Annotated in this window: 23 protein-coding genes and 2 pseudogenes; 12 read left to right on the top strand and 13 right to left on the bottom strand. The window is 67.0% G+C overall.

What is annotated here, in order from left to right:
- Positions 1-49: 49 nt before the first annotated feature.
- Both FCN22_RS22785 and FCN22_RS08995 read left to right on the top strand, forming a co-directional pair.
- Positions 50-127 (top strand): annotated as a pseudogene (locus FCN22_RS22785) (LacI family DNA-binding transcriptional regulator); the annotation flags it as partial.
- Between the two features lie 105 nt (positions 128-232).
- Positions 233-1087: a substrate-binding domain-containing protein gene (locus FCN22_RS08995; RefSeq protein WP_238384624.1), complete on the top strand. Its 855-nt coding sequence runs from the start codon at positions 233-235 to the stop codon at positions 1085-1087.
- A 254-nt stretch (positions 1088-1341) separates the two neighbouring features.
- On the opposite strand, the gene FCN22_RS08990 is transcribed toward FCN22_RS08995, so the two are convergent.
- Together FCN22_RS08990 and FCN22_RS08985 are read right to left on the bottom strand one after the other, a co-directional pair.
- The gene (locus tag FCN22_RS08990; RefSeq protein ID WP_137121206.1) at positions 1342-2517 is read right to left on the bottom strand and encodes a metal-dependent hydrolase family protein; all 1176 of its coding nucleotides are present in this window, start codon (positions 2515-2517) and stop codon (positions 1342-1344) included.
- Between the two features lie 2 nt (positions 2518-2519).
- Positions 2520-3749 (bottom strand): metal-dependent hydrolase family protein, encoded by a 1230-nt coding sequence (locus tag FCN22_RS08985; RefSeq protein ID WP_137121205.1) that lies wholly within the window; start codon positions 3747-3749, stop codon positions 2520-2522.
- Between the two features lie 82 nt (positions 3750-3831).
- Here FCN22_RS08985 and FCN22_RS08980 point away from each other — a divergent pair, with 82 nt between their 5' ends.
- The 4 genes from FCN22_RS08980 to FCN22_RS08970 all read left to right on the top strand — a co-directional run bounded on the left by FCN22_RS08980 (position 3832) and on the right by FCN22_RS08970 (position 6785).
- The gene (locus FCN22_RS08980; RefSeq protein ID WP_162308167.1) at positions 3832-4692 is read left to right on the top strand and encodes a MurR/RpiR family transcriptional regulator; all 861 of its coding nucleotides are present in this window, start codon (positions 3832-3834) and stop codon (positions 4690-4692) included.
- Positions 4693-4798: 106 nt separating this feature from the next.
- The gene (locus tag FCN22_RS22530) at positions 4799-5278 is read left to right on the top strand and encodes a sodium:solute symporter family transporter (protein ID WP_274381568.1); all 480 of its coding nucleotides are present in this window, start codon (positions 4799-4801) and stop codon (positions 5276-5278) included.
- Positions 5236-6039 (top strand): sodium:solute symporter family transporter, encoded by an 804-nt coding sequence (locus tag FCN22_RS08975; protein ID WP_274381567.1) that lies wholly within the window; start codon positions 5236-5238, stop codon positions 6037-6039. The genes FCN22_RS22530 and FCN22_RS08975 overlap by 43 nt, the downstream gene beginning before the upstream one ends.
- Entirely contained in the window at positions 6039-6785 is a 747-nt protein-coding gene (locus FCN22_RS08970; RefSeq protein WP_137121203.1) for an HAD-IA family hydrolase, read from the top strand. The genes FCN22_RS08975 and FCN22_RS08970 overlap by 1 nt, the downstream gene beginning before the upstream one ends.
- Before the next feature lie 89 nt (positions 6786-6874).
- On the opposite strand, the gene FCN22_RS08965 is transcribed toward FCN22_RS08970, so the two are convergent.
- The 4 genes from FCN22_RS08965 to FCN22_RS22780 form a co-directional block, all read right to left on the bottom strand.
- The gene (locus tag FCN22_RS08965) at positions 6875-8119 is read right to left on the bottom strand and encodes an MFS transporter (protein WP_137121202.1); all 1245 of its coding nucleotides are present in this window, start codon (positions 8117-8119) and stop codon (positions 6875-6877) included.
- A gap of 124 nt (positions 8120-8243) precedes the next feature.
- The gene (locus FCN22_RS08960) at positions 8244-9875 is read right to left on the bottom strand and encodes a hypothetical protein (protein ID WP_137121201.1); all 1632 of its coding nucleotides are present in this window, start codon (positions 9873-9875) and stop codon (positions 8244-8246) included.
- On the bottom strand, positions 9872-12196 hold the full coding sequence (locus tag FCN22_RS08955) for a hypothetical protein (RefSeq protein ID WP_137121200.1): 2325 nt from the start codon (positions 12194-12196) through the stop codon (positions 9872-9874). Before FCN22_RS08955 ends, FCN22_RS08960 begins: the two co-directional genes overlap by 4 nt.
- Before the next feature lie 182 nt (positions 12197-12378).
- Entirely contained in the window at positions 12379-13137 is a 759-nt protein-coding gene (locus tag FCN22_RS22780; protein WP_137121199.1) for a GntR family transcriptional regulator, read from the bottom strand.
- A 150-nt stretch (positions 13138-13287) separates the two neighbouring features.
- Here FCN22_RS22780 and FCN22_RS08945 point away from each other — a divergent pair, with 150 nt between their 5' ends.
- Genes FCN22_RS08945 through FCN22_RS08925 form a run of 5 tightly spaced genes read left to right on the top strand, consistent with a single transcriptional unit; the run spans position 13288 to position 20052 of the window.
- Positions 13288-14493, top strand: a complete 1206-nt coding sequence (locus tag FCN22_RS08945) for a CaiB/BaiF CoA transferase family protein (RefSeq protein WP_137121198.1) — start codon at positions 13288-13290, stop codon at positions 14491-14493.
- A gap of 9 nt (positions 14494-14502) precedes the next feature.
- On the top strand, positions 14503-16584 hold the full coding sequence (locus FCN22_RS08940) for a hydantoinase/oxoprolinase family protein (protein ID WP_137121197.1): 2082 nt from the start codon (positions 14503-14505) through the stop codon (positions 16582-16584).
- A gap of 3 nt (positions 16585-16587) precedes the next feature.
- Positions 16588-18462, top strand: a complete 1875-nt coding sequence (locus FCN22_RS08935; protein ID WP_137121196.1) for a hydantoinase B/oxoprolinase family protein — start codon at positions 16588-16590, stop codon at positions 18460-18462.
- 28 nt (positions 18463-18490) lie between these two features.
- Positions 18491-19105: an isochorismatase family protein gene (locus FCN22_RS08930; RefSeq protein ID WP_137121195.1), complete on the top strand. Its 615-nt coding sequence runs from the start codon at positions 18491-18493 to the stop codon at positions 19103-19105.
- Positions 19102-20052 (top strand): hydroxymethylglutaryl-CoA lyase, encoded by a 951-nt coding sequence (locus FCN22_RS08925; protein ID WP_137121194.1) that lies wholly within the window; start codon positions 19102-19104, stop codon positions 20050-20052. Before FCN22_RS08930 ends, FCN22_RS08925 begins: the two co-directional genes overlap by 4 nt.
- Here FCN22_RS08925 and FCN22_RS08920 read toward each other — a convergent pair.
- The 7 genes and pseudogenes from FCN22_RS08920 to FCN22_RS08890 form a co-directional block, all read right to left on the bottom strand.
- Positions 20049-20198, bottom strand: a pseudogene (locus tag FCN22_RS08920) (IS481 family transposase); the annotation flags it as partial. The gene FCN22_RS08925 and the pseudogene FCN22_RS08920 overlap by 4 nt on opposite strands.
- Before the next feature lie 668 nt (positions 20199-20866).
- Positions 20867-21295, bottom strand: a complete 429-nt coding sequence (locus FCN22_RS08915; RefSeq protein ID WP_137121233.1) for an Hsp20/alpha crystallin family protein — start codon at positions 21293-21295, stop codon at positions 20867-20869.
- Positions 21296-21728: 433 nt separating this feature from the next.
- On the bottom strand, positions 21729-22121 hold the full coding sequence (locus FCN22_RS08910) for an ABC transporter substrate-binding protein (RefSeq protein WP_238384622.1): 393 nt from the start codon (positions 22119-22121) through the stop codon (positions 21729-21731).
- A 326-nt stretch (positions 22122-22447) separates the two neighbouring features.
- A complete protein-coding gene (locus FCN22_RS08905) occupies positions 22448-22771 on the bottom strand; it encodes a phosphatase RsbU N-terminal domain-containing protein (RefSeq protein ID WP_137121193.1) in 324 nt (107 codons plus the stop codon).
- The gene (locus FCN22_RS08900) at positions 22768-23190 is read right to left on the bottom strand and encodes an STAS domain-containing protein (RefSeq protein ID WP_238384621.1); all 423 of its coding nucleotides are present in this window, start codon (positions 23188-23190) and stop codon (positions 22768-22770) included. Before FCN22_RS08900 ends, FCN22_RS08905 begins: the two co-directional genes overlap by 4 nt.
- Positions 23187-24065 (bottom strand): STAS domain-containing protein, encoded by an 879-nt coding sequence (locus FCN22_RS08895; RefSeq protein WP_137121192.1) that lies wholly within the window; start codon positions 24063-24065, stop codon positions 23187-23189. Before FCN22_RS08895 ends, FCN22_RS08900 begins: the two co-directional genes overlap by 4 nt.
- The gene (locus tag FCN22_RS08890; protein ID WP_137121191.1) at positions 24066-25145 is read right to left on the bottom strand and encodes a sigma-70 family RNA polymerase sigma factor; all 1080 of its coding nucleotides are present in this window, start codon (positions 25143-25145) and stop codon (positions 24066-24068) included.
- An 89-nt stretch (positions 25146-25234) separates the two neighbouring features.
- Here FCN22_RS08890 and FCN22_RS08885 point away from each other — a divergent pair, with 89 nt between their 5' ends.
- Positions 25235-25702, top strand: coding sequence for a hypothetical protein (locus tag FCN22_RS08885; protein ID WP_137121190.1), 468 nt, complete (start codon positions 25235-25237; stop codon positions 25700-25702).
- Positions 25703-25759: the final 57 nt, after the last annotated feature.

Here is a 25759-nt window from a genome sequence, read left to right as displayed (position 1 = left end):
GCTCGGAAACTTGTTTCCGATTTCGAAGAGCTCTGGTGTCTTGGTCACGATGCGTGAGGTCGCCTCGGCGGCGAGGGTCTCTGTTGCAACCGTGTCGCGTGTTCTGTCGGGCTCGGATCGCCGGGTGGACCCTGAGCTCGCCGCAAGGGTGCGGACGGCCGCGGAACGCCTTGGGTACAGCACCAACCGACTGGCGAGGGGGCTGCGCAGACAGACGACCGAGACGATCGGCATGGTGGTACCCGACATCGCGAACCCGTTCTTCCCCGCCGTGATCAAGGCGGTCGAGACGGAGGCCCGCAGCGTCGGCCTTACCCTCCTCCTTTGCGACTCGGGCAACGACGTGGCACAGGAGGCCGACGCTCTGCGGCGCCTGGTCGACCACCAGATCGACGGGATGATCATCAGCGTCTGCGATCGGATCGCGAGCCGGCAGGCGGTTGCCTTCACGGCTGATCGTCTGCCACTGGTCCAGATCGACCGCCAGACGGTGGGCGGCAGCGGGTACTTCGTGGGGGTTGACCAGGTCGACAGCGTGAACCGGATCCTGCGCCACCTTCGAGAGCAGGGGTACCGGAGGTACGCCTACATCACGGCGGGCCTCGAGATCTCGACGGCGCGGCAGAGGTTGGAGGCGTTCGTCGCACACCTGCGCTCGTCAGATCCCGGCGTCGAACGACGGGTCCTCGTCGGCGAGTTCTCGATCGAGTGGGGGTACGAGGCCACCCGTCGGTTGCTGGAGGCGGGATCCGGGCAGGACGAACAGTTGCCCGACGCCCTGGTCTGTGCCGACGATCTCATCGCCGTCGGAGCTGTGCAGTGTCTACGCCAGCGTGGAATCAGGGTGCCCGATGAGGTTGCCGTGACCGGATTCGACGACACCGTGTTGGCGACGGCCAGCCGGCCCCAGCTGACCACAGTGCGCCAACCACTGGACCTGTTGGGCCGCGCAGCCGTCGGCCTGCTGCGCCGAGCGATCCAAGAGCCCCGCATGCCAGCTCGTTCGACCGTCCTGCCAGCGGAACTGGTGGTGCGTGAGTCGTCCGTTCGTAGCAATCTGCCTGCCAAACTGCCACGAACAATGTGACGCTTCTCAGCATGCCCGGGCTGGGAACCGAAGAGATGTTCCAGCGGGTTCGCCGTAGGGCGCCGTGACGGGTGCGGCGCTCCTCGCCCGGGTGGGATCGGTGTCATCGTGGACGGCGATGACAACGGAGCCCGGTGCCTGTCTGCTCCGGCTGCCGCCGACGTCGTGGCCGGGCGTGAGGAGTCAGGTGCCGCTCAACCCGAACTGCGACATCGCATCATGGGCGGAGAACCGCTCGAGGAACTGCTACCGCCCTAGCCGTGTCTGACGAGATGTTGGTGTCGCACGACGCCCCAGGGGCTTTGGACGACGGCTGGGGTCTCGAGCGGGTTTCCGTCGAGGAGAATCAGATCCGCTGGCGCGCCCACTTGGACGCGTCCCGATGGGAGGTCGAGTGCGTCCGCGGCGGTGGAGGTAGCTGCCTTCAGTGCCGCGAGGGGGTTGAGGCCGTAGCCGATCAGGGCCTGGATCTCCGAGGCGAGGCTGGGGTGGGCCATGCCGGGGGCGCCGGCGTCGGTGCCGGCGATGATCGGCAGCCCAGCGTCGATGGCCATCCGGACACTGTGCTCGTGTGCGGCGACCACGTCTTTGGCCTTGGCGACGGCGTATGCGGGTGCGTTGCCGTCGGCCATGATCTGGTAGACCGCGGCGGTGGGGCACAGCGTGGTGCCTTGCCTCGCCATGGACTCGACGATGTCCTCGGTCAGGAAGACGCCGTGCTCGAGCGTGTCGATGCCGGCGTTGACCGCGTTGCGGATGCCGTCGGTGCCCAGTGCGTGCGCTGCGACCTTGCGGCCGCGGCGGTGGGCTTCATGGGCCAGGGCGGCCAGCTCGTCATACGTCAGCTCGCTGGCCCCGACTTCCTCGCCGGCGGATTGACCGTAGGCGCCGCCGGTTGCGGCGGTCTTGATCACGCCGGCGCCGGCGGCGACCTGGGTGCGGACGCCGTGGATCACGGCGTCGGTGCCGTCGCAGGGGATGCCCCAGAAGGGGTCGTGGCCGCCCGTCATGATCACGGTGCGCCCCGACGCGATGATGGTGGGCCCGTCCAGCGCGCCACGGTCGACCGCTCGCGCGAGGGTGATCGCGATGTCCCAGTTGCTGCCCAGATCGCGCACGGTGGTGATGCCTGCCTGCAGCTGTGCTCGTGCGTGGCCGGCGGCGCGGACGACGGTCAGTTGTTCGCCGTCGTGATCGACCTGGGCGACGGGGTCGGTGCTGCCGTCCCAGACGAGGTGGACGTACGCGTCGATCAGGCCGGGCATGATGGTCGCCCCGGCGAGATCGAGGGTCACGTCCTCGCCGGTGGCGCGTACCGCGCCGTGGGGTGCCACGGATTCGATGAGCCCGTCGTGGCAGACCACGTCCGCTGGGCGAAGCTCGTCGGTGACTCCGTCCCAGACGAGACCACCGGCCAGCACCAGCGCCATGCTCAGCCCTGTTCGTGGACGACTCGGCCGTCCTGGATCACCATGCGCAGGTGTTTGTCTGGTTGGGCGAGGACTTCGGTGTCCTGCAGCGGGTTGCCGTCGGTCAGCAAGACGTCGGCGATTGCGCCCTCGGCGATGACGCCAAGTTCTCCCTCTCGGCCCAGAAGCGCCGCGCCGGTGATCGTCGCCGAGCGCAGTACGTCGGCGGCCGACTGCACCTGGCCGCGGATGCGGAACTCGTCACTCTGGTGGCGGTGCATCCTGCCGAGCAGGTCCGTGCCGAAGGCGATGTTGACGCCGCCTCGGGCGGCGCGGTCGAGCGCGTGCAGCCCGGCCTCGAGCACATCGGCGACCTTGGCTTGGCTCGCCGGTGGGAGGCCGGCTTCGGCGCCCTCGGAGTGCAGGTACTCGTAGGTGACCAACGTCGGCACGAGGTAGGCGTCGTGCTGGACGAAGAGCGCGACGCTCTCGTCGTCGATCAGGTTGCCGTGTTCGATGCAGCGCACACCCAGTCGCAGGCCGCGGTTCACGGCGCGGGCCGTGTAGGCGTGACCGGTGACGTACCGGTTGGCGTTGGCCGCTTCCTCGACCGCCGCTTCGATCTCGCTGGTGGAGAACTGCATCGAGTCCACCCGGTCGGTGGGGGAGGCGACCCCGCCGGACAGCATCAGCTTGATGTGGTGGGCGCCGGTGCGCAGTTGGTTTCGCGCCGCCCGGCGCACCTCGTCGAGCCCGTCGCAGACTGTGGCGATGTTGGGGCAGCAGGCGTGGTTGTCGGCGACCTGTCGGCCGGGGCCGCGTAGGTCGCCGTGCCCGCCCGTGGGGGAGAGCGCCTTTCCGCCGAAGTGGACCTTCGGCCCGGCCCATAGGCCCTCGTCCACGGCAGCGGCCAGGCCGTAGTCGGCGCCGCCGACGTCACGAACGGTGGTGAAGCCGCGGCGCAGCATTCCGGCCAGGATGGTGCTCGTCTGCGCGGCGACGTAGTTCGCCGACTCCTCGGCTTGTGACCCCAGGTCGGCGCTGCCGGCCGTCACGTGGACGTGGGCGTCGATCAGGCCCGGCACGACATGGAGTCCGCTTGCGTCCACCTCGGTGGCCGTCGCGGGGGCGCTGACCCGTTCGGCGACCTCCACGATGCGCCCCTCCTGGATGAGCACGTCCCGAGGAGCGGACTGCCCGGCCGCCACATCGCAGACCGAACCGGACCTCAGGACCAACAGCTGGGGCGTCATAGTCTTTCTTTCAACACGGCGTCGTCGTGGGCATGGTTGCAGGAATCGAGCCGTACAGCAATAGATGTTGCAGGATGGTGTCATGAACCACGAACCCTCGACCATGGCCCCTTGGGTGCAGTCACGACTCGGTGGCCGCCCCGCTGGCCGGGGCGTGTCCAAGGTGCTTGTCATGGTCGGCACCCACCCACGCCAACTCTCCTACGCCTCCACGTCTGCCGCTGCGGCGCTGGCGCAGGTGAACGTCGCCACGGTGGTCCGCGCAGCACAGCTGCTGGGCTTCAGCGGGTGGCCGGCCCTGCGCTCCGAGGTCAGATCTCGCTACCTGGCTGGGCTGACCGCGGCGGAGGTACTCACGGAGCACAGTCCCAGCGGCGACGGCCTTGCGAACGCGACGCTGCGTCGAGACCTGCAGAACCTCCACGACCTGACTCCGCTCCTGGACGAGGCCAAGGTGGCGGAGGCCGCGACGGCCATCTTTGCCGCGAAGGTCACGCTGGTGCTGGGGTCGGGAAGCTTTGCCGCGCCCGGGCTTCAGTTGGCGCACCTGGCGTCGACCATCGGGCACGACGTGCGGCTGCACCGCACCGGCGGCACCGCTCTGCTCAATGCGGTGTCGTTGCTCGGTGAGGGCGATGCCGTGGTGGTGTTCCACGTGTGGCGGACTCCCGAGGAGATCTTCAACGCGGTGCGGGCTGCGAAGGCCGGGGGCGCGACCATCATCATGATCAGTGACCGAGCACACCAGGACCTGGCCGACAAGGTGGTGATGATGCCCAGTGAGGGAGTCGGCATGTTCCCGTCCCTGGTCGCGGCCACGACCCTGGTGCAGGCGCTGATCGCCTACATGGTCGACCTCGACGCCGACCGAGCGGCAGCGGCGAGCGACCGTGTCGAGGAGCTGTGGCGCACCTACGGGCTGTTTCCCGACCCCAATGCGTGAGACGGGTTGCAACATCTATTGCAATCTGTGGCCTGAGGCGGTTTCATAGCGGGTGACCCGGCCCGCTGGGCCACCCCCTGACCGTCGGAGGTCCCCAGTGGAGCCCGTGCGCGTCACCATCCTTGTGCTGTACCTGTTGTTCATGGTCGGCATCGGCCTGTGGTTCAGCCGTTCGAAGGTCATGTCCACCGGCGACGACTACGTGTTCGCCGGCCGCGACCTGCCCCGGCCGGTGATGATCGGGACACTGCTGGCCACCTGGGTGGGCTCGGGCACGATCATCGGCGGCGCGAGCTTCGCGTACAAGTACGGGCCCTTGGCCTCCATCTTCTTCCTGGCCGGGACCCCCGTCGGCATCGTGGTGTTGTACGTGGTCGCCAAGCGGGTCCGTCGACACTCGACCTACACCGTCCCGGAGCTGCTGGAGCAGCGCTACGGATTGGCGGTGCGGGTCATCGCGGCGGCCATCACGCTGTTGCCTATACCGGCATCACCGCCTATCAGTTCACCGGTGGCGGCTACATTCTCAGCGTCATCACGCCGATGTCCCCACAGAGCGGAGCCATCGTGGTGGCCCTCTTGGTGATGTTCCTGGCCTTTGGTGGTGGGCTGAAGTCGGTGGCCTGGAGCGACTTCGCGTCTGCGCTCGTCATCGTCCTCAGCCTGGTGATCGCGTTGCCCCTGATCCTCGGCGGCGACATCGGTGGCGCGGGGGACTACTGGAACGGCATGCCGGAGACCCACCGCACCTTCAGCGGCGGGTTGTCCTGGCTGCAGCTCTTGGGATATTTCCTGCCCTTGTTCCTGCTGATCCTCGCCGACCAGAACATGTATCAGCGGCTCGGCGCCTCACGCGACGAGTCGGAGGCGAAGAAGTCGACGGCCGGATTCTTCTTCTCGAGCTTCCTGGTCACCATCCCGGTCGCGCTGCTGGGATCGGCAGCCGTCGTGCTGCTGCCCAAGATCGCGCCTGACACGGCAATCCTGTCGCTGGCCGGCCGGGACTACCTGCCCACGATCATGGGCGGTCTGCTCCTCGCAGGCGCGTTGGCCTTCATCATCACCACCGGCTCCTCGTTCCTGCTCTCCGGCGCTGGCAACATCGTGTATGACGTCGTGCAGCGACTCATGGGCCGTGAGCTGAATGACGCCAAGCGCCTGCGCGTCCACGCGATGGTCCTGGGCGTGGTCGTCACCATCACCTGGGAACAGCTCGACCAGCCCTACGACCTGAACTCGGTGCTCATCTCCCTCCCGGTCGCCTTGATCGCCCTGGTGGCGGGAAGCCTGGTCATGCCAGACCGGACCGTTCGCAGCCTCGATGAGCGTGTGCCGGACCCGGTCTGATGAATGGCCCACAACGCGAGGAGCTCGATCTGCGCTCCTTCCAGGCGTTGAGCTTTGACTGCTACGGGACGCTGATCGACTGGGAGGCAGGCATCGGGTCGGTCCTGCGCGCCTGGGCCGACGAGACCGGGCTTCCCGCCGACGACGAGGCGCTGCTCCGGGCCTACGCAGACAACGAGGCCGCCGTCGAACGGGACCACCCTGAGATGCTCTACCCGGACGTGCTCGCCCAGGCCTTCCGCCTCACCGGCGACCGGCTCGGGCATGCGGTCACGGACGGGTGGGCGCACAGTTTGGGCCAGTCCGTTCCGGACTGGCCAGCGTTTCCGGATTCCGCCGAAGCCTTGGCCCGGCTAGAGCAGCACTACCAGCTCATCATCCTGTCGAACGTGCACCGCGCCGGCTTTGTAGCCAGCAACCAGCGGCTCTACGGCTCCTTCGCGGCCATTATCACTGCCGAGGACGTCGGGGCCTACAAACCTGCCGACAACCACTTCAACGCGCTGCGGACGACGCTGGCAGACCTCGACATCGCCGGCGACCGAGTGCTTCACGTGGCGCAAAGCCTATTCCACGACCACGTCCCGGCGAAACGGCACCACTTCCCGTCGGTCTGGATCAACAGGCGCCATCACCGGCCAGGCTGGGGCGCCACGCCCCAGCCGCGGGCAGAGTGGAGGTATGACCTTGAGTTCACGTCGATGAAGAGTTTCGCTGAGGCAGCGGCGGCCGAAGGCTGCAACTGACGGGTCGGCCGGAGTGGGGCGGTTCTACGGCGTGACGACCGGTCAGTCAGCGCGTGTGCACGCTCAATCGTTCACAGGGCCAGCCGATCTCAGCTGTCCTGTGGGTCCGTGAGGTGTCGAGGGTGGTGTCGGCCGCCGCCGTAGCCGATCTGGCGATGGGGTGGGCGGCGGATCAGGTCGGCGACGAAGGCCCGTCGAGCCACCATGATCATTGCTGAGCCGAGCAGGAAGGCGATGGCGGCGGTGGACCACGCGACCCGGTAGCCAGCGGCGCCAGCGACGACGCCGAAGATCGCGGGTCCGGCTGCGCCTCCGACGAAAGCGCCGGCCTGCACGATGCCGGACGCCGCAGCCGGAGCGTCACGGCTGATCCGCACGACCGCGAAGAGCAGCAGACCCGGCCAGGACCATCCCACAGCGAACGCGACCAGCGTCGCGGGGACGAGTGCGGCGGGCGTGGCCAGGGTCATCGCGGCCAGGCAGAGGCCGCCGATGACCATCTGGGTGGCCACCAGCGGCAGGTTGCGTCCGAAGCGCCGGTCAGCGAGGTGCCCAGACAGCAACCGGGCCAGAATGTTGAGCCCGCTGCCGACGGCCATGAGTACGCCGGCCTGGCTCGGCGTCAGGCCCACCTCGAATCCCCATGAGGCGATGAAGGCGCCGAAGGAGTTGGCGGCCGCGCTGCCGAGTGCGATGGAACCCATCGTGAGCAGGAGAGCCCCGCGAGGCGGCTGATCGTCAGGCTGCGCCCGCAGGGTCGTCCGTGGTCCGCTGACCGGGATCCGCAGAGCGGCCAGGGCTACGCAGACGCCACCTGTTCCAGTGATGACGAAGGTGCCCGCCCAGCCGATGGTGTCGCTCGTCAGCGGCACCGCCAGACCGGAGAGGACGATCGACAGCGGGATGGCCGCTTGCTTGACGCCGAAGCCGAGCCCCTGTCGATGCACGGGGACGGCTCGGGCCATGGTGAGGTTGGAGGTCACCTGGCAGGCAGCGTTCGCAACGCCCGTCACGATCAGGGCGACCAGGAGTGCCGGCCAGGTCGGGGCGAGGGCGACACCGAAGCACCCGGCAGCACCCAGGAGCCCGGACATCAGCGTGCACGTGCGTCGACCCAGTCTGTCCGCCAGCTTGCCGCCCAGGAGCGCCGTTACGGCTGCGGAGGCGAAGAAGACGCTGACGGCGATGCCGAACCTTGTCTCGCCGAAGCCCAAGTCCTCCCGTACGAAGACGGACTGCGAGCTGAGGAGGAACACGGGTAAAACGCCGAGCGTGGTCACCGCGCTGGAACCGAGAATCGTCCACACCAGGGGCGGGACCCGTCGCGGCATCATGGACCGACACTGTAACTGGGCCGGTCCGCCCCCACGAGGAGCTTGGCCGCCCGGAGGAGCTAAAGGAGTGCTTGTCGGCGTTGCTGATGTCCGGTGGCGCTCGCGTGGGCACTCTACGAGAATTTCAGGCGAGCAGGAGCAGGCCCAAGAGAGCTTCGAGCGTGGCCGCAGTTCCGGCGAACAACTCGCCGAGCTCGATCGTCGTCACCAGTTGGGCGAGCAGGACTGCCACCGAGGCGCCTGCCGCGACATCCAGGGTGAGCCCGATCAGCTGGCGGAGTTCGTCGAGGTAGACCGGCGCGCGTGTCACAGGGCTCTGGATCACGTGTTCCCCGTCGAGTACGTCGGCGTCAGGCGCGATCGCGAGATTGCCTGCTGCAATCGCTGCCAGCGCCGCCAGCGCGAACGTCTCGATCAGTTTCAGCTCTGCTTCGCTGGGGGAGTTCTCACCCTTCTTCCGCTCGCCGAAGATCTGGTAGACGATGACGCCGGGAGCGGCAAGGGCCGTGGCCATGAGCCGACCGTCCGGCAACGGGGTGATCGGCAACGGCCGCCACATCCCGGGCATGTACGGCTGGAACTTCGTCGGCGGTGGCCACGAGCTTCCGCCGCCCGGGAGGAGCGCCGCGATCAGCTGCTCCGAGAGTTTGGTGCTCCCGAAGACCACCGCGTTCAGGAAGTACAGATATCTCCCACCCAGCTGCGCCGCCCCCTCATAGATCTGCGTGATCGGTTTGATCTCGTAGACCGTGCTGTCGGACAGGTCGAGAATGTCGGGTTGACCGACAGCGTTGGTGACCGTCGAGACCAGGGCGTCGCGGACTGCCGCTATGCGCGCGTTACCTGCCGCGACGTCGCTGAGGTACTGCAGCGACTCCGTCCCCGCATCCCAGATGTGGGTGTCGAAGATGATGTCATGGCCCTGGTGGGCCTCCCAATACTCGGCCATGATGATCTGGTGGGCCAGCTGCCCGTCCTGGGCACGCTTCTGCGGGTCCGGCTCTGCCGTACGTCCCAATGCCTTGCGGAAACGTTTGCGCGTCGCCCGCAGCGCCTCGCGGTACCGCTCGCCGAATACCACTTTGACCTGCCCGGAGGCCTCCTCGCGCAGAGCAGGCTTCGGGAAGTCTCCCTGCTCCAGGTCTGCAAGGGTGGCGCGGACGATCGCGTCGCTGGCGTCGGGATCGCTTGCGTAGAGCGACGTGCGCACGTCGTCCGACAAGGAGATGAACCGATCGAGCACAGAGTCGACCACGTAGGGGTCCGAGGTCCTCATCGTCCGGCTCAGCAGCTGAGTCGCGGCGTCTGGTGGGATGGCGTCCTTCGGTCCCAGGCCGAGGGCGCGGCGCGCGGTCAGGGCAGGGGAGGAGGGTGAGCCCGCCACCGGATCGAGGACGACGGCTCCGACGGCGTCGAAGATGCGGCCGACGGCAGCGATGAGCTGCGCCCGGAACCGGTCGTCGGTGCCGGCGATCGGGTTCTGCGTCGCCGGTCCGCCGACGTGGGCACGGACGTCGTCGACGATTGCGGCGAGTACGGCGTGGTCCTCGGCGTGTCGTGCCGCCTCAGTCGGTGGGTCGGGCGCCCCAGCGTCTCCTCCAGGGGTTCCGCCGTCGGCGGTGTACGTCTCGGCGCCGCTTGCGGCGGCATCGACGGGAGTGACGTCCGCTCCGCGTGGCAGGTCGACGAGGGCCCCCGTCGGCGCGGCGGCTGAAGGGGTGCCGGCCGCAGCCTCCGCCACAGCGGGCGTACTCACGTGGGAACGCCGTTCTTGCTGCGCCCATCCGCCGTCGTGGCGACGTGCCCATGCACGGCACTACTGCTGGGTGCGGCCGAAGTCGTGGCAGCGGAGGTGGTCTGCGGTTCGTCGCTCTGCGCGAAGAACACCTTGCGGTAGATGTCGGCGCCTGGCGTGTCGTGACCGGTCACGAGGGTCGAGGCCAGAGCTGCCTGCGCGATCGGCGCATTCTTGGCAGCGATGGCCGCGTCCTGCAGGCCGTGGCTGTACGGGTCGAGCGCATCGCCCTGGCCGAGGATCGCCTCGACGAATACGCCATCAGTGCGTTGCACGATGTGGTCGTACGCCAGCACGATGCCCGGCACCTGCACCTGAAACGGGCTGTACGGATCCTTGAACACCGTGTGGAGATTGCGGACAACCCGCAGGTACGCCGCGCCGGTCACCAACTCGCCGGAGTCGTCGGTCGGCGTGGCCGTCTCGACCAGCGACTGCAGTGTGTCCTGGTAGTCCGGGATCCCGCTGAGCGCATGGACGATCGCTTCGTGGACTTTGTCGACGTACTCAGGCCGCATGGTCTGCTTGAGCAGTGAGCCGACCTCCGGCAGCGTGCACTCCTGGTAGTTCTTCGAAATAACGATGTTGCCGTCGCTGTCGTGCTGGGCCTTGCCGCTGGCATCGAGGACGATGTCCTCGGTGTAGTAACCGACCCTCGCGTTGGTGAGGTGATAGATCACGATGTGTTCCTGGTTCATCTGCCGAAACACGTAGTTGAGCGTGCGCGCCACGTTGATGTTGGCGATCTCACGAATCGTCGAGTCGTCTTCCGTGGTGGTGAGCGTCGACGCGGTCTCGGTGTTCACTGTGACACTGCGGTTGGTCGACGCTTTCAGCGCGTGCTTGCGCGTCGCGTTCGCGACGTTCTTGACCGCTTCCTCGCGCGCCGAGTTCGCAGCACCGTTGTACTTCGCATCGATGCTGGCACTCCCGAAGCCCCACGACGCGGATGCCTTGGCGCCGATACTGAACGACGAGGACTGCGCCTCGGAAGCCTTGTCGGTCTGCTCTTGGCTGACCATGTCCTCGAAGTCGGACTGCGCGTCGGTGGCGGTCGAATCGAGGATGCTCGCGGCCTGCTTACTCGTGTCGACGTCGTTGCGGTAGCTCTTCATGCTGATCGTCGTCTTCTCACCGGCGAGCAGCGAGAACGTCTTCAACAGTCGTCCGGCGCCATACGCACCGAGGTAGGACGTGAGGTTGAGCGTTTCGACGATCATCAACTTGTTGAGGATGCGCACGCTCGCCGGTTGGGTCGACAACGTCACGGAGACCGTCGACGACGCCTTTCCGCCGTCGGCGCTGCTCACGTCGACGGTGAGATTGTGTTTGCCAAGACCCAACAGTGGCATCGTGAGACTGAATCCGGGTTGGTCGGCCGCGACGGATGTCTGCTGCTTGTCCCCGGAGACCGAGTCGGTGACGACGATGGTGAGGGCGGCCGCGGGAGTGACGCTCGCCGTACCTGACACGACGACGGATGCCTGGCCGTCTGGGGCTGTGACCACGGATTGCGGGCGCGGGCTGGCGACGACGACGGTAGGGACCGTGTGGACGTCACCCCCGCCACCGCCCCCGTCGTCGAGTACGACCGTGACGGTGGCCTGTGCCGCATCGCGGCCGGTCAGTCGGTGGCCGCGGTAGGTCCCGCCTTCGACCACTCCGATCACGTTGAGGACGTGATTGCCTGCGGTGGCGAGGGTCAGCGGTGCCGTCCACGTGCCGGACGCCCCGACCGTTGCGGTCACCGCCTTGCCGTTGCCGTCGCTGACACTGATCAACGGGGTGCCGAGGTAGCCGTACGCCCTCCAATGGCCCGATAGCTGCAGCCCCACACTCTGGCCGGTGCTGTGAACGGTGCTTCCTGGCGCCGGTGAGTCGATGAGCACGACGATCTTTGGCGGTTCCGGAGGGTCGGGAGGGTTCGTGCGCCCGCCGGGCGGAAGCATCGGAGCGGTCGGCCTCAGCGCGCTATGTGTCAGTGAGAGCGGCCTCCGCGCCGGTCCCGTGGTCGTCGCGGCCGAAGCCTGGGCAAGTGCCGCCGGCGCGCCGGCCGCCAGTACCGTCCTCGGGTCCTTGGCCGGATCGAGGAATGGGTCGGCCTCGTCACCGAAGCTGAGCGTGATGTAGTTGCGGCCGCTGTAGGACATCGGCTCGGGAACGTCGTAGCTGAGCGGTGTCGCGACGCCGGTGGGCGACAGTTCGACCATTGGCGGCGGCGCCTGGGGATCTACGTCAGTGACCAGCGAGACATCTGACGGTACGGACTTCTTGGTGGCCATGATGCGAAACTCCTCCGTAGCTACGTTGTGCCGGAGTACCGGGCACGCTACACACAAAGAGTGGATGACCTCCTGCGGTGATACCCGAAACCTGCCGGCAAGGGGAGCGATCAAGCCACCGACCTGGCGACGCGCCATATCGTCGCTCCAGGCCATGTCGTATACAACGAGCCATGATCGGACTAGGACCCGGGGACAGCCGCCGCTTCTTCTGGAGGGGGCTGGTTGGGCGATTCGAGTGATTGGCCAGTCGCTGCTTCAGGCCCGGACTTGTCAAAATAGCGACGCATGACCGACCAGGCTGCGTGCACGTGGGAGCGCATGACGGACTCTGCCCAATCGGGGTCTTCAGCTCGGAGGGCGTCCACTAGTTCGCGGTGGTGGGCCATGCTCCGTTGCAAGGAACTCCTGGAGTAGCGGGAAAAGGTGTGACGCACGAGAGGAACCTGAAGGTTTGACGTGACCAGGTCCCCGAGTCGCGCGTTCCCGGACGCATCAATGATTAACCGGTGGAAGTCGTTGTTGAGCTCGGTGACCCTGTCGAGGTCGGGTTGCGTTGCGTTTGCGGCGTGTTCCATGTCGCTGTTCATTGCGGAGAGTGCTTCAAGATCGGCCCTACCGGTGGTAGCGGCCAGCCGACAACCGTATGGCTCCAGCAGCGATCTCAGACCGTAGATCTCATTGAGGTCGGACATGGTCCAAGTCTGGACCTGGACGCCACGGTTCCGCTGGTACAGCACCAGCCCTTCGGCGGCCAGGTGCCTGAGTGCTTCTCGTACGGGGGTCCGGCTCACGCCGATGCTCTCTGCTAGTCCGTCTTCACGCAGCCACTCTCCACCCGAGCGTTCCCCTGAGAGGATCTGCTCGCGGATGCAGCGGTACGCGTGCTCGGCAGCTTGACCTGCGTCGGAGGCGTGACCTCGTGGACTCACATTCCCCATGGCTCCAGCATCCACCCGGCGGAGGTTGCATGCAATCTCTTGACTTTGTGAACTGGGTACATCTAGGTTCGGCATTGAGCCACTCCACTGATAGACGCCCGTCGGAGTGCCAAACCGTGGTGGCGTGTCTGATGCCAAAGCGAGCAGCCAATGACAGATCCGCAGCGACTCCCTCTGGACGACCTGCGAGTCGTGGAACTCGGCCAATTGCTGGCTGGGCCGTTTTGCGGGCAGCTCCTCGGAGATTTCGGCGCTGAGGTGATCAAGGTCGAGGATCCTGGCCGCGGCGATCCGATGCGGCAGTGGGGAAGGGAGAAGCCGTACGGGAAGTCCCTGTGGTGGCCGGTCGTCGCCCGGAACAAGAAATCGGTGACGGCCAACCTCCGGACCGAGCAGGGACAGGACATTGTCCGCAAGCTGTTGTCTTCGGCGGATGTCTTGGTTGAAAACTTCCGGCCCGGCACGCTTGAGCGGTGGGGAATGGCGCCGGAACAACTGTGGGAGATCAACCCCCGGCTCGTGATCACACGGGTGACCGGCTACGGCCAGTCGGGCCCCTACTCGCAGCGGGCCGGCTATGGATCGATCGGTGAGGCAATGGGTGGGATCCGTTATGTCACTGGAGATCCGGACCGGCCGCCGGCACGTACCGGGATATCTCTGGGCGACTCTCTGGCTGCCGTCTTTGCGTGCTTGGGCACCCTGGTGGCGCTGCACCAACGCGAGCGCAGCGGACGCGGTCAGGTTGTGGACTCGGCGATCTACGAAGCGGTGTTGTCGATGATGGAGTCAATGCTGCCAGAGTGGCAGATCGCGGGTTACCAGCGGGAACGGACCGGCGCGACCTTGCCCAATGTATCCCCGAGCAATGTCTATCCAACGTTTGATGGAGAAATGGTGTTGGTAGCGGCGAACCAGGACAGCGTGTTTCGCCGTCTCGCTGCGGTCATGGAGCGCCCCGAACTGGCTACTGACGACCGGTATGCCACGCACAGCGCCCGAGGGCAGCGCATGGAGGAACTGGATGGCCTCATTGCGGAGTGGACGTCGACGATCCAAGCCGATGATCTGCTTGAGTTGTTACACGCCGGAGGCGTTCCCGCGGGTCGGATCTTTCAGGCCAAAGATATGTTCGCTGACCCGCATTTCGGGGCTCGTGAGGCCATCGTGCGGTTGGCCCATCCGGATTTTGGTGAACTCGCGATGCACAACGTCGCGCCACGCCTGTCGGAGACGCCGGGAGCTGTGCGGCACGTGGGGCCCGGGCTAGGAGAGCACAACCAAGAGATTTACCACGGCCTGCTGGGGATGAGTGACGGCGAGATGACGTCCTTGCGGTCCTCCGGCATCATTTGAGGAGAGAGCATGTCCTGCCGGCTTGGCGTTGATGTGGGTGGCACGTTCACCGACCTCCTGTTGATCAATGAGGACACCGGAGAGACCTTCCGAGAGAAGACGCCCTCGACACCCGAGGACCAGTCGGTCGGTGTTCTTCGGGGCGTCAAACGAGTGTGTGAGGACGCGGGGGTGAGTCTCGACCAGGTCCGTTCCCTGCTGCACGGCACCACGGTTGCCACCAACGCGATCCTCGAGGGAAAGGGAGCCCGCGTCGGTCTGGTGACCACGGACGGCTTCCGTCAGGTGCTGCAGATCGCCCGCTCCTTCGTGCCGGGAGGCCTGGCAGGCTGGATCATCTGGCCCAAACCGGAGCCCCTGGCTTCGCTCGAGGACACCGTCGAGGTGCGCGAACGCGTCGGGAGCGACGGAGAAGTTGTCACAGTCCTCGATGAGGACGACGTGCGGGCCAAACTGGGCCGGTTGCGCGAGCATGGCATCGAGGCGTTGGCTGTGTGCCTGATCAACTCCTACGCGAACCCGCAGCATGAGCAGCGGATCGGCGAGATCGCTGCTGAGGAGCTACCCGGCATCCGGGTGTCGCTGTCCTCATCAGTCTTGCCGGAGCTGCGCGAGTACGAACGCGCGATCACGACCGTGGCCAATGCCTATGTGCAGCCGCAGGTCGCCAGCTACGTGGCGCACCTCGAGTCGCAGCTCGACGAGTCCGGAGTCGTCGGCAGGCTGTACATGTTGCGCAGTGACGGGGGCCTCGTCTCGGCCAGATCTGCGGAGGACAACCCGGTCGCGATGCTCATGTCGGGGCCAACGGGCGGTGTCACGGGAGCCGTGTGGGTGGCCGAGGAAACCGGACACGAGGACTTCCTGACCTTCGACATGGGAGGCACGTCGACGGACGTCGCCCTGGTGCAGGGGCTGACTCCACGCATCGGTCGTGAGACCACGGTGGCCGACCTGACGGTGCGCGCGACCTCGGTCGACGTACGTACCGTGGGAGCGGGTGGGGGATCGATCGCACACGTGCCGGAGCTGACCCAGGCCCTGCGGGTCGGCCCTCAGTCCGCCGGGGCCGTCCCGGGCCCGGCGGCCTACGCGGCGGGTGGGACCGACCCGACCGTAACTGACGCCAACGTCGTCCTGGGATACCTTCCGACCGAGCTTGCCGGGGGCGAGATCACGCTTGATCGAGACGCCGCCTATGCGGCGGTCAAGGCGATCGCCGATGCCACCGGACTCGACTCGGTCGAGGCAGCGGCCGAGGGAATCATCGACATCGTCAACGAGAACATGCTCGGGGGCCTTCGGCTCGTGTCGGTGCAACAGGGATTCGACCCCCGCGACTTCGCTCTGGTCGCCTACGGTGGCGCCGGCCCATTGCACGCCAACGCGATCGGCCAGCTCACCGGCTCGTGGCCGGTGATCATCCCGCCCTCCCCAGGCGTCCTGTGCGCCCTCGGTGACGCGACCACGGGCCTGCGTGACGAGTCCGTGCGCACGCTGGTTCGCCGGTTCAGCGAACTGACCGACGACAGTCTGCGCGAGATCCTCGACGAGCTGGCGGCGACCGCCAGGGTCTCCCTCGACGCCGAGGGTGTCGACGCCGGCGACCAGCAGGTGACCTATGCCGCCGACGTGCGCTACCACGGTCAAGGCTTCGAGATTCCAGTCATCATCGACATCGACGCGTTCGACGGTACCGGCGCCGGGCTCGACAGCATGAGGGCGGCCTTCGATGCCGAGCACGAGCGCCTGTTCTCGTTTCTCTTGCGCAACGAGCAGGAACTGGTGACCGTGCGCGCAACCGTCAGTGGGCCACGCCCTGACTTCGCCGCAGCCACGCTGGCCGAGGGCGGCGCCGATCCCGTGGCCGCTCGGCGGGAAGATCACGAGATCTGGGTTGATGGGGCGCTGGTGAAGGCCGGCATCTACGACCGTGCCCGGCTCCAGGCGGGCAACGTGGTGCACGGTGCTGCGGTGATCACCGAGATGGACTCCACGACGCTGGTGCTTCCCGGGCACACGGCCACCGTGCACCCCAGCGGGAGCCTGCTCATCCGGCCCAACGACACCGACCAGAGCAAGGAGGGCTGAGAGATGGCGCGCTTGATCCAGACCGCGACCGAACCGCTGATGCCGGTGGAGGTGGACCTCGTCACTCTCGACTTGGTCGAAAACGGGTTGCGCAACGCTCGGTACGAGATGGACGAGGTCCTCTTCCGAACCGCGTTGTCGCCTGGTATCCGCGAGCAGCACGACGAGTTCCCGCTCATCGGTGATCCCGAGGGAAAGATGGTCGTCGGGCAGTTCGGGCTCTCGATCCCCGACTTCTTGGAGAACTTCGAAGGGGACATCGAAGAAGGGGATGTTCTGCTCACCTCAGACCCGTACTCGTGTGGTGCGGCGATCAGCCACGCCAACGACTGGCTGGTCGTGATGCCGATCTACTTCGAGGGGCGCATCGTAGGGTGGTCGTCGATGTTCGGCCACATGTCCGACGTCGGCGGCAAGACACCCGCGTCGATGCCCACTGATGCCCGCACCATCTTCGAGGAAGGCGTGGTGATCCCGCCGTTCAAGATCTACAAGGCCGGCGAGCTGGCCGAGGACTCGCTGCGGATCATCCTCAACCAGGTGCGCAAGCCGGACTGGAACCGCGCCGACCTCAACGGCTTGGTCGCCGCCTGCCGCACCGCCTCGCGTCGGGTCCAGGAGATGTGTGCGAGATTCGGCGCCGACACCTACACCTCGGCATTGGACGCACTGCTCGATCGCAACTACCGAGCAATGAAGACGCTGCTGCAGATGGTCTTCAAGGAGGGCGAGACGCTCTCGTTCACCGACTACATCTGCGACGACGGCGTCGGCTACGGGCCCTACCAACTGAAGATGAGCCTGACCCGGACCGGGGAGAAAGTGCTCATCGACCTCACCGGGAGCAGCCCCCAGGCAGCCGGTCCCATCAACTACTTCATCAACGAGAACCTGATGCGGATGTTCTTCGGGATCTACATGATCACCGTCGCGGATCCGCAGATCCTGTGGAATGACGGCTTCTACCCGCTGGTCGACGTCAAGATCCCCGAGGAGTCGTTCTGGAAGCCGAAATATCCGGCGGCACTCAATGCCCGTAACCACGGAATCGGACGCGTCTTCGACCTGTTCGGCGGTCTGCTCGGGCAGACGAACCCCGACCTGTTGAACGCTGCCGGCTTCTCCTCGTCTCCGCACTTCATGTTCTCCGGGAACTACAGCTCCGGAGACCGCAAGGGAGAGTGGTTCCAGCTCTACTCCATCGGCTTCGGCGGAATCCCGGGCCGGCCGATCGGCGACGGTCCGGACGGCCACTCACTGTGGCCCTCCTTCGTGAACATCCCCTGTGAGTATCTCGAGTCCTACTACCCGTTGCGAATTGACCGTTGGGAGACCATCAGCGACACCGGCGGAGCCGGGCTGCATCGGGGCGGAAACGGCGTCGACGTCTCCTATCGGTTCCTCGAGGCCGGCACCATCGCGATCCACGACGACCGCTGGCTGACCTACCCGTGGGGGGTCAACGGGGGCGAACCCGGGACGCGCGGCCGTAAGTGGATCGTGCGGGCGGACGGGAGCACCGACATCATCGCGAGCAAGGTCATAGACGTGCAGGTCTACCCCGATGACGTCCTTCACTTCGTGACCTGGGGCGGCGGCGGCTGGGGCGATCCACTGGCTCGAGACCCCGAACTTGTCGCGCTGGAAGTCCGTCGGGGGCTGGTCACCAGCTACGGAGCGCGCCGGTACGGCGTGGTCTGCGACGACGACGGCAACGTCGACGACGCCGCCACCGACGAACTTCGCGCGGAGCTGCGCTCCGGTAGGCCTGACCCGCTGCCGACCTTCAACATGGGCCCCCCGTTGGAGACGATCCTGGCTCGCTGCGAGGAGGAGACCGGCCTGCCTGCCCCACACCCCCCGGCGCCGGCGCTCTAAGCCTTCCGACATTCGAGGAGCATGCTCAATGGACTCGTCGTTCGCCGATGGATTCGCCGGGCGCCTCATCCCAGGCCGCCGCCCCGCGGTGCTAGCCATCGACATGATGCGGGCGTACTTCGATGAGCAGAGCCCCTTCTGCTTGCCATCGACGTCCTGCCTCGACTCGGCCAGCCGGGTCCTGGCTGCGGCACGTGCCACAGGTGTGCTGGTGGTGCACACTCGAGTGGAGTACGGGCCGAAGGGTGTGGACGCCGGTGTCTTCCTGCGAAAGGTGGGTGGGCTGGCGCAGCTCATCGGCCCGGGGCCGATGAGCGAGCTGATGCCGCAGGTGGCTCCGGCCGACGGTGAACTGGTGGTGGTCAAGCAGTACGCCAGCGCGTTCTTCGGCACGTCCTTGGCCTCGACGTTGGTATCGGCCGGCGTCGACACCGTCGTCGTACTGGGCGTCAGCACCAGTGGATGTGTGCGGGCCAGCGCAGTCGACGCGTTGCAATACGGGTTCGTGCCGCTGGTGGTCCGTGAGGCGGTCGCCGACCGAGACGACGGCCCACACGAGGCGAACCTGTACGACCTGCAGGCCAAGTATGCCGAGGTGCTGGACGAGCAGACTGCAGTTGCGTATTTGAAAGAGACCACATGAACGCCGAGTCCGTCACGAAGGATCTCCCGGACCGCGGCGACGTCGTCGTGTGCGAGGTGTCGCCGCGCGACGGCCTACAGAACGAGGACGTGCTGATCTCCACGGCAGACAAGGTCGAACTGATCCGGCGAGCGGTCCGTGCCGGCGCTCGGCGGGTGGAAGCTACCAGTTTTGTGCACCCGCGCCTGGTCCCGCAGATGGCCGATGCTGAGGAAGTGGTGGCCGCGCTGCCTCAAGAGGATGGAGTCCGCTATGCCGGGCTGGTGATGAACGCTCGTGGCCTCGATCGTGCGGTCCAGGCCGGCATACGCGAGGTAAACGTCGTGGTCGTGGCCACGGATGCGTTCTGCCAACGTAACCAGGGCATGAGTACTGCCGCGGCATGTGGCGTGGCTGGTGACCTGGTGTCGCGAGCCCGCGACCAGGGACTGTTCACCACCGTCACAGTGGGTGCGGCTTTCGGCTGCCCGTTCGAGGGCGAGGTGTCCCTGGACAGGCTGGGCGAGATACTTCGGCGGGTGATCGACGCCGGACCTGACGAACTCGCGCTGGCTGACACGATCGGCGTGGCGGTGCCTTCGGACGTCACGACCCGAGTGGGCCTGGCCGCCGAACTCGTCGAAGCCGGTATGCCTCTGCGGTTGCATTTGCATGACACCCGGCACACAGGCGTCGCCAACGCCGCGGCCGCGATCGATGCTGGCGTCACGGTCCTGGACGCGAGCATCGGCGGCACCGGCGGTTGCCCGTTCGCTCCGAACGCGACCGGCAACGTGGCGACCGAGGACCTGGTCTACCTCTTCGACCGAATGGGCATACGCACCGGGCTGGATCTGACAGAACTGACCGAAGCGGTCGAGTGGCTGGAGGGACGGCTGGGCAAGCCACTACCAGGCGCCCTGCTGCGGGCTGGGGCATTCCCTTCGGCTGATCCGCCCATCGCCTAGGTGTGATGTCCAGGGACGTTGGTCAACCTGGTTATGGGTCGCTGGCCTCCGATTGCGGAGTGGGCTCGGTGGTGATTGTAGAAGTGGAGCCAGCCGGGCAGTGTGGTGTTGCGCTGCTGTGTTGATTCATAGAACCGGGCGTGGGCGTGCGGCGGGCCAGTTCGGCTTCGGTCAGGCGGATGCGTCGGGTCAGTGAGGCGATCCGCATGGAGCGTCCGGGCAGGGGCCGGTATCCGCCAGCGGTGGTCTCTGAGGTGAGTCGTTCATTCAGCACGGCCAGCTGCCCGATCAGGGCGCGCGAGCTCATCTGCTCTAGTCGGGCCTGCTCGGTCGGGACCGGCTCTGGCGCGCCGGCTGCCGCCTGCCGTTCGCTGCTCATGTCGACGAGGCTCCTGGTGGTCTTGTCCGCGGCGTCGTAGCCGCGGGATGGCGCTGGCGGGACCGTGGTCCCAGCCCCAAGAGGACGGGCCGGGACCACGGCCCGGGAGGGGGTGCCGCCGCACCCGCGAGGGGTTCCCCGTGGGGGCGGTCGCCGCGCGGTGTGCGTCGGGCGCTTGCTGGTTACACGTGCGGGTCGGGCGGGCAGCCGCCTCTATTGGGACGGGTCACCGGTGGCGATCACCTGCCTTTCGGGTCGTGGGTGGCTTGGCGGGTCGGTGGTGGCAGACGCGGAGGTGAGCGTTGTCTGCCCCCGCTGCCGGGGCCTGGGGTGTGGGTCTCTGCCCGCGCCGCCGGCCCGTCCCGGGCGGCGAGCCGGCGACGCGAGCAGAGACCAGTGGGCGTCGGCTGCGATGGCCATGAGGCTGTCTCGCGCTCAGGCGTTCAGGGCCTGCCGGTCCCGGCCGGTGTCGGAGATCTGGATCTTGCGGGGCTTGGCCTGTTCGGCGACCGGGATCCGTAAGGTGAGCACTCCGGCGTTGTAGTCGGCGCTGATCTGCTCGGTGTCCAGGTTGTCACCCAGGACCAGTTGCCGGCTGAAGGTGCCGCGCGGCCGCTCGGCGGCGATCAGGTCCTCGGTGTCTTCCCGCGCAGGGCGTTCGGCGCGCACGGTGATCACATTGCGCTCCACGTCCAGGTCGATCGCGTCGGCGGCGACTCCGGGCAGGTCGAACTCGACCACGAAGACTTCGCCGTCGCGCCAAGCGTCCATCGGCATCGCCGCGGGGTGGGCCAAAGTGCCGTTGCCGAAGACCCGCTGGGTCAGCCGGTCCAGGTCCCGGAACGGGTCGGTGCGCATGATCATCTGAGCCATTGGTAAACCACTCCCTCCTGATGAAGCAGTCTCAGCCACCTGAACCTCTGGTGGCTGCCATAGATCTCTTATAGCACTCGCGACATTCTGGGGCAAGAGCACCATGACCAGCTTGTGGAAGGACCACTGCGTCGGACGGACCGGCCAGGTGCCGGCGATGAGCACGCGGGAGGTGGCCACCACCTGGGGCCCGCGCCCCGAGGGGTCCGGAAACCGGGGACGCCCGGTGAGCCGGGTCGGTCCCGACCGGGGCGTGTACGCCATCTCGGTCGCGGCCGAGATGGTCGGCATGGACGCGCAACACCATGCGCACCCCGGAGGTTTGCGCCCAGTTACACCGTTCGCCGGAACTGGTTCATGTGCACGGTGGCGGCGCGACATGAGCGCGCGCGCCGCGCCGCCACCGCGTATGTGATGGCAGGGGTTAGAGCCCGAGTCCGGTCAGCAGCCGGTTGAGCAGCGCCGAGACACCGGTCAGCGGGCCGTTCTGGTCGAGAAGGCCTGCGACCGCGCAGACGAGGTTGCCGAGCAGGTTTCCAGCGCCGGGGACGGCCGTGATGTCGAGGTGCACCGGTGCCAGGTCGACGACCAGTCCCAGCAGGTCCAGATGGAGCGGGCCAAGGTCGAGGTCCAGGACCGAGCACCCTGTGCCTGCGGCGGTCAGGTCCTGGATGGGCGCCGTGAAGGTGGTGCCAGCCGTTGGCAGTCCGGTGCCGGTGATGGTTCCGGACAGCTGCAGGACGCCGTTGACCACGGAGGTCGACAGGTTGCTGAGCTGTCCGGTGAAGGTACTGCCGTCTTGAAGGGTGCCGGTCACGGGGAGTACTGCGTCGGCTGCCTGAGCTGTCGCGGATGCCTGTGGTGCCGGTGACGCGGCTTGTGCTGACGCCGCGGCCGGTACGACACCCAAGGCGACGGCTAGTGCAATGGTCGTCCCGGTTGAGACAAGCTTGGTGCGTAAAGTCATTTCCCACTCCTTGGTCGTCCGCCGATCGGCGGTTGGTACCCGTGAAGACCCCCCAGTGCTCGACCGATGACGCGAGGGTTGAGGCGACCGGGCCGCGCCAGCGTGGTCTGTCCCCCGTGGGTGGGCGGATGAACGTCAACGTCGCTGCGTCATGCGACCGCGACTGCCGCGTCCGGTTACGTTCTCGGCTTGGCGTCAGGCAGGTGTCGGGGTGCGGTGGCGCGCCGGTTCATCTCGTACGGAGCCAGTACCTCCAACAGAAACCAGGAGGCGCGGGTCGCCACCGCGACCGCGTCCACGCAGGCTTCACTGAGCACTTCGATCACGGTGTCATGGTGGACCCGGGCGACCTCGAGCAGGGCAACGCCGTCGCGCAGGGCTCGGCGGCCGAGGTCGTAGCCGTCGGCCAGGGCTGCCTCCTCGCCGTGGTCGAGATAGCGCAGGAAGGCGACCTGGTAGTCGCGGCGCAGGTCCTCGTGATGACCCGGCTGCCTGGTCACGGCCGCCGCTGCGGCCGGCGGGGTGGTCGGTCAGCCGAGCCAGGCTGGCCGTCGCGGTGTCCGTTGAGGTAAGTCAGACCTTCTTCGAGGTCCAATGCGGTGGGGACCTCGCCCGGGCCCATGCCCAGGCGCACCATGGCGAAGGCCACGTCCGGCTGGATGCCGACGATGACCGTCTCGGCGCCGCGTAGTCGGGCCATCTCGGCGATCCGGCGCAGGGTCATCGAGCCGAAGGAGTCGAGAACATCCAGTGCGGCGACGTCGATGATGACACCAGTAGCCCGGTCCGTGCCGATGCGCTCCACCAGGTCGTGCTGGAAGCGCAGCATTTGGGTGTCATCGAGCGCAGTGTGGACCGACGCCACGAGGTAGGAGCCTTGGCGCAGGATCGAGACGAGGGCCGGTCCGGTGTCGCTCACGAGCTGGTGATGCCCTCCTCAGTGGAGACGTGGTAGCCCAGCAGCCGCTCGGCCTCCTCCAATCGGCCTTGCAGGTCGCCGATGGTGTTCATCTTGCTCAGGTCTACACCGATGGTCACAAGGGTCTGGGCGATTTTGGGGGAAAGCCCGGTGATGATGACGCTGGCGCCCATCAACCGGGAGGCGTCCACCGTCTGGACCAGGTGGTTGGCCACCGTCTGGTCGACGTCGGGTGCGCCGGTGATATCGATGACCACCACCTTGGCTCGGTGCGTGCGGATGCCGTTGAGCAGCTGCTCGGTCAGCTGGCGAGCACGCTCACCGTCCAAGGAGCCAATGATGGGCAGGATGAGCAGGCGCTCACGAACCGGCAGTACCGGAGTGGACAGCTCGCGGATGGCGTCCTGCTGCTGACGGATCACCCTTTCGCGCTCCTCGACAAAGCTGACGGCCACCGTGTTGGCGATCCGGTTGGCGGCGGGTTCGTAGGCGTCCAGGACGCGGTTGAGCAGAGCGAAGTCGTTCTGGTACTTCTCGAACAGCGACCGGGCCAGGACGTCGCGCAGCAGTAAAACTATGCCGACAACCTCGTGCGTCTCCACGCCCCGGGGAATGATGCGCTCGGACAGGTCGCGCGCATAGTGCTGCAGCGCCTCGACGCTGCCGGTCTCGAGCACCTCGACGTAGTTGTCGTACACCGAGGTGGTCTCCGCGGCCATCTCCTGGGCCGACATCGCCTCGAGCAGGTGGGCCTCACGGATACGGCTGGCCCACTCATCACGCAGCTTCGCCCGATGCTCACGCAGGTGCGCCACCAACTGGGGCAGCAGCTGGTCCTCGTCCACGTCCCCTTGGGGCCGGTTCTCGTCGTTCATCTAGTCCTCCTCCAACCATTTGGTCATGGTCACTGTGGTGCCGCGTCCCGGCTCGGATACGAGCACGAACTCGTCCATCAGCCGACGCGCCCCTGGCAGCCCGAGGCCCAACCCGTTGTAGGTGCTGAACCCGTCCGCCAGCGCCTCCTGCGGATTGGTCATGCCCGGGCCGGCGTCACGCGCCACCACGCGCACCCCTGCTCGGGGCTCGCTCAAGGTCTCGACGAGCACCTCGCCGCGACCCGCGAAGCGGACGATGTTGCGTGCAACCTCGGAGACGGCGGTGGCGACCAGGGTGGTCTGGGTCTTGGCGAACCCAAGTTTGGCGGCCACCTCGCGGGCCGCTTGCCTGGCCTTGACGATGTCCGCGTCGCCCTGCACGGGAACCCGCAGCTCGTCTTCGCGGGCTTCGGCGCGGCCCAGCAAGGGTTCCGCAACGCGGGCGCAGAAATCGCATCCCAACAGGTGGCGGCCCACGCCCAGGTCCCGCTGTCGTCGCCTGCTTCCGCCCGAGAGCGCTAGCAGGACCGGGCGGCAGTCCTCGGTTGGCGGCGGTCCCGGCTCCATCGTCAACAGGTACTCCACACGAAGCCGCGCGCGGGTGCGGTGCAGCTGGGCCGCCACCGCACCCGCCGAGGACCCGGCTTCGGCCGCCAGGCTGCGGGTGTCCTGGCCGGAGACCTCGTGCGCAAGCAGCCGCGTCCGCTCCTGCTCCCCCAGCCTGCCCAACGCCTCGCAGATCGCCGCCTGCTCCTCGCCGAGCACAACCTGATCCTCCGGCGCCTCGGGAGTGGACAGGTCCAAGGCGCGATGCCGGTTGCGGGCTTCGCGGTCGCGGTCCCTCCACATGGTGGCGACCACGTTGCGGGCCGTGGCGATCGCGTACGGCTCGACCATGCTGGCCTCGATACGGTCCCAAGCGGTCATGATCCGCAGCAGGGTCTCTTGCACCAGGTCCTCGGCGAGATGCGGGTCCGACACCCGGGCACCCACCACCCGTCGCACGACAGGCAGCACCCGCTCGACCGCCTCAAGGCCGGCGTTCTGGGCGCTGCCGTCCACTGACGGCCCGGAGCTCATGGGTGCCCTATACCCGCCTAGGCGCGTCATGCACCTCCGACGTTGGCGTCTCCATGGGTGACAGCGCACTCAACGGCAAGGAGCGACCCATGACCGTCCTGCAGTTTCGCCGGCCCTCTCGGACCCCTCGTCCGGTGGGGGGACCCGGGGGCGGTCGCGCCAGTCGGCCTCGAGTGCCGGTGCGCGGCACGTTCACGGCACCTGACCTGACGCCCGGATCGATGAACGGCTGGCTGCGCGTCATGCACTGCTCACTGCAAGGCTCAAGGCTGCGATGCCTGGCGGTCGTCAGCGGCACGCTGTATGACGCAGCCGGCCAGCGCCTCGGGCTCGCCAGCACCCGGTGCCTGCTCCCGGTCACCATCGAGATGGATGAGCGACCTCAAGGACACAGCAACGAGGCCTCTGGCACCGTGCTCGTCGGACCGTTGGAGGTCAACCTGCTCGGATTCCAAGTGCAGGTGGGTCAAGTCCGCCTACCCTTCACGGACTCAGAGAGTGGCCAGCGGACCGAACGCACCAACGTGATGCCCCTGTCCGGGGCGCAACGAACATGATCGCCGTGGTGCTGTTGACCCCGATCATCGGACTTGGGCTCATCCTGCTGCTGGCGT

Source organism: Segeticoccus rhizosphaerae, from assembly GCF_005222685.1.
GTDB classification, from domain to species: Bacteria; Actinomycetota; Actinomycetes; order Actinomycetales; family Dermatophilaceae; genus Segeticoccus; species Segeticoccus rhizosphaerae.
This window is presented reverse-complemented; position numbering and strand designations above follow the sequence as displayed.